The organism is Corynebacterium sp. 1103A (assembly GCF_055700955.1).
Window position 1 is genome coordinate 1 of record NZ_JASTTF010000028.1, and the last position, 3,060, is coordinate 3,060.

General features: G+C 50.0%; 2 protein-coding genes and 1 pseudogene. 2 read left to right on the top strand and 1 reads right to left on the bottom strand.

Translation table 11 applies throughout. From position 1 onward, the window contains the following. Positions 1-241: 241 nt before the first annotated feature. Positions 242-1,174, top strand: a complete 933-nt coding sequence (locus QQS52_RS11425) for an FtsX-like permease family protein (protein WP_472773952.1) — start codon at positions 242-244, stop codon at positions 1,172-1,174. Positions 1,175-1,562: 388 nt separating this feature from the next. Beyond that, positions 1,563-2,291 (top strand): ABC transporter ATP-binding protein, encoded by a 729-nt coding sequence (locus tag QQS52_RS11430; RefSeq protein WP_296206634.1) that lies wholly within the window; start codon positions 1,563-1,565, stop codon positions 2,289-2,291. 233 nt (positions 2,292-2,524) lie between these two features. Here QQS52_RS11430 and QQS52_RS11435 read toward each other — a convergent pair. Further along, positions 2,525-2,938 (bottom strand): annotated as a pseudogene (locus tag QQS52_RS11435) (transposase); the annotation flags it as partial. Positions 2,939-3,060: the final 122 nt, after the last annotated feature.

The window sequence follows — 3,060 nt, forward strand, 5'->3', positions numbered from 1 at the left end:
TCACGCCGGTACTCCGGCGTGTACTTCTTGCGCTGTTGACTCACAATGAACATCCTCTCCTACGGACACAAGATCCGTACAAATAGGGTGTCCACTAAACGAGGGTAACCTCAGGGTAACCTCATACTTTTTATATACGTTTTATGCGATTGTCAGGTTCGTGAGAGAGTGAGTAAAATTCTTGTTTAAGGAAATTCGAGATCTTAAGCCAGTGTCTGTATCGATGCTAATACTGACTTCGGTGGCTTCGTGGATGCTTTCTCTTTCCCTAGGGATGACAATTGTCGGTGCGCAAGCCTCTGAGACAGATGTTGGTGAGCAGTTCTCCGCGATGGGTGGGCTTCAGATTGCGTTGACATGCCTGGCAGTGCTGATGTGTCTTCCTTCTGTTGTGAAAGTTGCTATCCGTCGTGATTCGCGTCGTGTTGCCCTTTGGCAGGTGATCGGAGCTTCTCCCCGAAGCGCGAGGTTTCGATATATCGGGATAGCTACCATGAGTGCTCTGGTGGGTGCTTTCGTCGGAGGTATTTTAGCTTTTCTGTCATGGCCAACTTTCGGCGATATTATCGCTCATACCGGGTTCCTAATGTTACCTAGTTTATCTGAACCTTTGTCTGGTTGGGCCTGGAGTTTTGGACCTGGGGCATCTTTTGTTGTGGTGGTTCTAGCGTTGTTCTTGGGGACGGGAAAGCTGAGCAAGGTTGAGCCGGTGGAAGCGGTCATGGATATCCCTGAGCAAGCGTCTTCTCGCGGAATTGTCCGCCTTCTAGCCTCCATGTTTATTTTGAGTGGATTACTTGTTGGATACATTAGTATTGCCTCTACGTCGCCAATTGATGATATGGAGCGCCTCGGTGGCCTACTCTCGTCATATTGGGGTATTGGGCTTGGGCTATTGTTGGCTTACGGCATATCTGATCGGGTTGTTATCCGCCCAGTTGTCAGCCTAATTGGGTGGTTACTGCCGTTGAACTTTTTAGATAGTTGGGTACTTGCCCGAACTACTGCTCGTCGACGCGCTACGTTGTCTACATCAGTGATCACGCCCCTTGTAGTTGCTGCGGCTTCGGTGGGTTGTATCTTCGGTATGGTTAATCAAACTAAGAATATTATGATGGCCTCGGGGCAAGTGAGTCTGACCTTCAAGTTAGCCCTACCAGCCAGATTGTCTTGATTTTCGGTGGCCCCGTCATTATCGCCGCATTTGCGGGAGTGATAGCTGTCTATCTCACCAACGAGTGGAGAAGGCATGATGTTGCTTTGCTGCAAACTTTGGGTGCTACCACTTCTTCTATTCGGTGGTCGGCTGTCTTTGAATGCTTGATCTATTTTCTGTCAGCGGTCGTGATCTCCACGATGATCTTAGGTACCAATGCTCTAGCTATGGGAGCAGCGTTGGGTAATGGTCCCGTCCCTGGCGCAGGCCCAGCATGGGTGGGCAACGAAACATACTTTTTGCTTATAGGCGGATTTTCACTATTGGCAATATCCATCGTCCTTCCGACTCTTCAGGAAACAAAGACGCTCAATATGACTGCTATCGCACGCTAAAAGGAGAAGAAATGAATACTATTATTGAAACCCGGGATCTGCAGAAGTCATTTTCAATCAATAGGAAAGAGCGCGAACTAGTAATCAAGGGTATTGATTTTTCCGTTGCTGAGAGCGAATTCGTGTCGATTGTCGGTCCGTCGGGATCTGGCAAGTCGACGTTTCTTTATTGCATTTCCGGACTTGAGCAAGCTGACTCTGGGCAAAGCTTTCTGTGTGGCCTTGATTTGGTGGCTGCCTCCAGGAATAAGCGAAGTGAGGTCCGCCGAAAAAATGCTAGTTTCATCTTCCAAGATTACAACTTGGTGGACTCGATGACAGCGTGGGAAAACGTCCAGTTAGGTTTGCGATTCGTTTCTAAGAAGATGAGAAAGAGTGAGCTGACCAGTCTTTTTGAGAAGTTCGGGTTGGCTGACCGGAAGAATTACTATCCAGCTCAGCTTTCGGGAGGGCAGCGTCAGCGTGTAGCGATTATTAGGGCCTTAGCAGTCAGGCCACGCGTGCTATTTGCGGATGAACCGACGGGTGCTCTAGATTCGAAGTCGAGCGCTCTAGTGATGAAAGAACTTTCGGATCTCAGCCGCCAAGGTACCGCAGTTGTAATGGTGACCCATGACTTGGAAGTAGCAGCTCAGGCTCAACGCGTCATTGTCTTGTCCGACGGAGCGCTGGTAAGAAAGATTAATGATCCAACGGCAGAGGATCTATTTGAGGCTTTAGGAAACCAAAGAAGAAGGTAATGTTCAGTCATTGATTTGTGAGAACAGTCAATATGAGGGAATTTTTCTTGGTATTCGGTGGAGCAGTATATATAAATGAGCTACCGGTTAGAATGCGATTTTTTAACGGGCTAATATGTGTTAGCGCTACCCAATTAGGTCAAGTCCGAGAAAGTGGTGTATCTGTCCTTCCTGAATCAGTGGGTTAGAGCTGTGCTGGTGTCAGGGACCGGCACGGGCTAGGTTGCGGTTCATTAGGCAGCCTCCTCGGCCGTGACGGTGTTGGCGGCGATAAGTGCTCGGGTTTGCTCCAGGCTTGCCAGCGACATGTAGCGCTTTTGCTGAATCCAATCATCATGCTGCTCGGCCAACACAGCGCCCACCAGACGCACTACCGCAGCCCTGTTTGGGAAGATGCCGACAACGTCGGTACGCCGGCGGATTTCCCGGTTTAGCCGTTCCGTCGGGTTATTTGACCACACCTTCGTCCACACAGTTTTCGGCGTGTTCGTGAACGCCAAAATCTCCTCCAATGACTCTTCCACATAGCCAGCGACCTCGGGAAAACGCTCGTTGCAGAACTCGACTACTTCCCGGGCCTGGTCCCATGTCGACCTGGCATCGGCTTGCTGGAAAATCGAATGAAACATCCCCGACAGCGTCGTCCACCCACGCTAGCGGACGCAACCCTGAAAACGTTAACGGCTCCTACAAAAACGAGCTGATCCATGCTCGCAGGTGGGATGACGTTGTCGAGGTAGAAATCGCGACGTTCGAGTGGGTGTCATGG